Raw genomic sequence first — 4,848 nt, forward strand, 5'->3', positions numbered from 1 at the left:
AAAATGTATATCGTTGGCAGAAGAAATTATTTAGACCAGTTATCAAAAACTTCATTGATGACTTTATTCTCGATAAAAATCATCTGCTACCACAGAGAATCTATAAATAATAGTGCGTAAGTCCTATATGATTTATAACTTATAAAAATAAAGATAATGTGATTAATGCCTCATATTTTAAGTTGTAAAATGTATAAAATGCACATTAAATTTGTAAAAATGTTTACTTTAATTATTTATATGAAGTTATATACAAAACGGCTTTGTTGCATAAAGATTTTAAAGATAGAGCTTTCCTAAGTTTTTCAAATTTAAGTGACAACTTGGGTGTGAGGTCGGCCGAGCTCCGTAAATCTGTTGAGGACTGCTACACGTGCATGAATCTCATTCACTTGGCTATCAAAACTCCTTGCACTGAGTTTATCTCCTAATAATTTAATGCAGTGCATCTTAGTTTCAACCAAACTTCGCCGATGATAGCTTGACCATTTTTTCCATAGTGTCCTGCCTAAACGTGCAACTGTTCGAAGTAATTCATTTCGCTCTAGCGAGCTACTCTTGGTATCTTTCCATGGTTTCGCATTTTTTCTAGGTGGAATCACCGCATGCGCTTGCCGATCTGCAATGACCTGACGGCATTGCTTGGTGTCATAAGCTGCATCGGTATAAACAGAGTCAATCCACTCATCTTGTGGAATTTGATTAAGTAAATCACCAAGCACCTGTGAATCACTGACATTATTGGTTGTAAGCTGAACTGCACGTATTTGCAGGGTTTTGGCATCTATACCAATATGTAGTTTACGCCATTGGCGACGATATTCAGGTCCATGTTTCTTGCGCTTCCATTCGCCCTCACCTAGAAACTTCATGCCTGTAGAGTCCATGAGTAGATGCAGCCCATCTCTACTTTTTTGGTAGCTGATTACAATATCAATATGCTTTTGTCTTCTACAAAGCGTACTGTAATCTGGTGCAGTCCAATTTAATCCGCAAAGTTTAATCAGACTTTGCACAAAACCAGTGACCATACGTAAAGATAGACGGAATAAGGATTTAATCATTAAGCAGCATTGGATAGCTGCGTCGGATTAGGTATGATTTCGCCCTTGTTTGCCTTTTGATGGAGCATACCATTGCGTAGCAGGATCAAACCAAATGGCAATATTTCCGCAACTCATGAGTGCTCGGTTATATGCGAGCCAATTGGTGGTGCGGTAGATTTTGTATGTAGGCTTCTTTATTTGAAAATTATATCGCTGAAAAAGCCTTTACAGATAGGTTTGTGCAACAAAGCCTATTGAATACTAAAACTATTTTTTGTTTAAATCCAACTTCAGGATTTGAACTCGGGTACCGATGTTAACACGTATGAATTCAATATAAATTGTATGTTATATCATTACTTTTATATGTTTCTTTTTTTCATGTATCATTCAATAGTACAATTTTAGGGACAAGGTTATGTTTGAAAATATTGATGATTTAAAAACAAAATTAGATCAGCATCGTCCTCTTTCCCCTGCAATTGTAAAAAATCTACAAGAAGATCTTATTGTTCGTTGGACATATCACTCAAATGCAATTGAAGGCAATACACTTACATTGCTAGAGACCAAAGTCGTTTTAGAAGGCATAACTGTTGGTGGAAAAGCATTACGAGAACATTTCGAGGCAATCAACCATAGAAATGCTATCTACTACGTTGAAGACATTATTCGAAAAGGAGAACCATTTTCTGAATGGCAGATTCGAAATATCCACCAGCTAATTCTAAAAAATATTGATGATGACAATGCAGGACGTTATCGCCAACAAAACGTATTGATTTCAGGTGCTACAACTACTCCACCCGACTATACATTATTGAATGACAATATGGCTCAACTTGTCGATTGGTACAATTCAGAGGCATATAAGCTACACCCTATTGAACGTGCAGCTAAAGTGCATGCAGATTTTGTTGGCATTCATCCATTTATTGATGGCAATGGTCGTACATCACGTCTTTTGATGAACCTTGAATTACTCAAAGCTGGATACCCTCCCTGCGTTATTACAGTCGAAAATCGCTTGGCTTACTATGAAGCGTTAGATCAGTGGATGGCTTATGGAAAAACTGAGCCTTTCATTCAGTTGGTTGCTGAAGCTGTGCTAGAGGGATTTAAACCATATCAGGTTGTTTTAGGAATTTAGAGTTACTCCAACTTGCATTTTTCTTTATTTTTAGTGTTGCTAGAAGATAGTGCGCTCAGCGCACACTATAAAATAATTATAAGCTATTGATATACATTTAATTAAAAAATAACACAATAGCTTTTACCGTAAAAAATACCGTATAAATACTTTTCACTTTTTACTTTTCACATTGATAATCTAAAGTTTAGTGACTTAATCCTTAAACTCTATCAAATTCAGTATATTGAATCAGTTAAAGTTATCATTCAAATCTTAAGCTTTAAAAAAACATATGTGGTTTTAACCATATATGTTTTTTAGTATGGCTTTTCAATCTCTATTTTAAGACCAAATACTGCCAGATTCAGCATGTTTTTGTTGTGCTTTTGCTTGCTGATAAAAACGGAAAAATGTCAAAGCAAAGACCATCGCGATCAGATCAATCCACCAAAGTGACATAGTTGTTGCGCTGATTATACTTAGAACCAAACTGATGGGTGCTAGTAAAACTAAGATGATTGCAATACAGAAGAGTAACTGAGGCAAAGCTTTAGCTGCTCCTACGACAAAGCAATAAGCAACACTGAGCAAGAAAACAAGATAGTAACCATACACCAATATATGATTCATACTTTGCAAAGCTAAATTTGCCAAACTGCTCCATCGTCCAATTGCCATTGCTACAACTACCGCCAAGACGCAACCGAGACAAGCACCGATGGTTAAGTTGGCAATAAAGCGTACATCCTTACGCTGTTTCGGAGGTAAGTTTTCAGGATTTTTTTGACGTTTAATGCGCGATTCAATCCATAAAATATTGCCTGAATAAAACAGAAATGCCCCTGCAATGCCAAATATGAAATACAGCCAACGGGTAAAATCACCGCCATAGTTCCCAAAGTGCAAACTAAACATTGAACGAACAACTTGATCCATCGGATTCGCATGTGTGTTTAAATTATTGGTCTTATACGGTTGGGTCTGATAGGGATTGAACATCATCACATCAAAACGATCACCTCGTAGCATTTGATCAGGACTATACAAATTTACCCGGGCAGATGCTTTTTCTGGTTTATCCAAGTTGTTAAAGCTAATGGAACTGATTTGATAGTCAGGCGCTTGCTGTTGAATATTGGCAAATATTTTTTCAACATTTAATGGCTCTACAGGCTCAATCACTTTGACAGCTGCTGGACGTGTCGATAATAGTTGATCTCTAGAGACCAAACCACCAATAGCATCGTAAATGACATCATGAAAAGCAAATGCAATCACCGTGACACAAATTAAAATATGGAACGGTAAACTGGTAATTCCTACGACGTTGTGTGCATCGAGCCAAAAACGCTTTTTATTTTTCCCTGCACGAATCGCAAAATAATCTTTCACCAATGTCGGTACGGTTCACCATTTCCATTAAAAGGCTTTGGTTACACTCATGCCAACGCTAAAGTTTCGACCGTCGGCAGGTTCAAAGAAGCGACTATTGCTGTCATTCACAATCACTGAGCCAACATAGTTACGGTCAAACAGGTTATCGACTCGAGCATAGCTGTTTACTTTCCAGTCACGGTTTACCCATAAATAGCCGACATTTGCAGCCACGACGGTATAACTTTGTGCAGTATCTGAGTTGATATCATCGACATAAATTTTATCCATATAGCGTGCTTCTAAGCCTGCTTGGAAGCCCTGTTCAGGTTGCCATGCAATACGAGTAAACGCTTGGTTTTTGGCAACTCCGGGAATCTTATTTCCTTTATCAATTGCTTTTGCATATGGAGTATTTGGGTTATTTGGATTCGCTATTTCTGCTGTATAACTATCAAATTCTGCATCGATATAACTAAAGCTCGATTGAATGTTGAGTTCTTTCCAAATCGTTTGTTGCCATGAAAGCTCTAAACCTTGTCGTGTGGTTTGATCTGCATTACGAAAAGTCGCACGACCATCACGTGTTCCCGCTGTCACTATATCGTTTTTTGTATCTGTCTGGAAAACAGCTAAAGTGAAGAGCCCGAATGGATTCTGCGACTTTAAACCTAGCTCGTAATTATCACTACTCGCAGGTTTTAACGCAAAATTCATACCCGATTTAGAAGGATCAGTGTTATAAGCCATTTCAGTAAAGGTTGGCGTTTCAAAGCCTTTGCCATAACTGGCATAGGCATAAAGTTCAGGTAAAATTTCCCAGCCTAAAGCCACAGAAGGTAATAATTTTTGATAATCCGTTGAACCACTGTCATCACCATTTTTATCAATGATGTAATGATCATCTGACTCATAATGCACATTGCTATAGCGTAAGCCTGTATCAAGATGCCACGTGGGTAAGAACTGCCATGAGGCCTGCACATATGGATCTAAATTCCACAAGGTATTATTTTCATTACGGCGTAAATCACCTTTCACGCCATAGCGACCAGTATCATCATAGTTTTCATAACCTTTCCGGTCTTCGACCATCCGGTCTAAAGCCACACCTGCAACTAAAGTTGTATTCGGTAAAACTTCTTTCCCTGTCCAACGGAAGTCCGCACCTGAACCGTACCGGGTTTGTCGGAGACCAACTTTCTTGAGAGAATGTTCCAATGACAAAACCAAAATATACCCCTGAAATCAGAGAAAGAGCGGTTCAATTATTGATTGAATCTGAAAAAGATTATC

The 4,848-nt window shown here is 37.8% G+C and carries 1 protein-coding gene and 4 pseudogenes; 2 read left to right on the plus strand and 3 right to left on the minus strand.

The genetic code is table 11. The features are described from left to right. Positions 1 to 110: pseudogene (locus HYG89_RS15550) on the plus strand (IS701 family transposase); the annotation flags it as partial. 201 nt (positions 111 to 311) lie between these two features. Here HYG89_RS15550 and HYG89_RS15555 read toward each other — a convergent pair. Continuing rightward, positions 312 to 1,244 (minus strand): annotated as a pseudogene (locus tag HYG89_RS15555) (IS5 family transposase). 220 nt (positions 1,245 to 1,464) lie between these two features. On the opposite strand from HYG89_RS15555, the gene HYG89_RS15560 reads away from it, so the two are divergent. Further along, a complete protein-coding gene (locus tag HYG89_RS15560; protein WP_178868319.1) occupies positions 1,465 to 2,196 on the plus strand; it encodes a Fic family protein in 732 nt (243 codons plus the stop codon). A 324-nt stretch (positions 2,197 to 2,520) separates the two neighbouring features. Here HYG89_RS15560 and HYG89_RS15565 read toward each other — a convergent pair. Both HYG89_RS15565 and HYG89_RS15570 read right to left on the minus strand, forming a co-directional pair. Continuing rightward, positions 2,521 to 3,582 (minus strand): annotated as a pseudogene (locus HYG89_RS15565) (PepSY-associated TM helix domain-containing protein); the annotation flags it as partial. 15 nt (positions 3,583 to 3,597) lie between these two features. Beyond that, positions 3,598 to 4,722 (minus strand): annotated as a pseudogene (locus tag HYG89_RS15570) (TonB-dependent receptor domain-containing protein); the annotation flags it as partial. Positions 4,723 to 4,848 lie beyond the last annotated feature (126 nt).

Source organism: Acinetobacter sp. SwsAc5 (assembly GCF_013391485.1).
GTDB lineage: Bacteria > Pseudomonadota > Gammaproteobacteria > Pseudomonadales > Moraxellaceae > Acinetobacter > Acinetobacter towneri.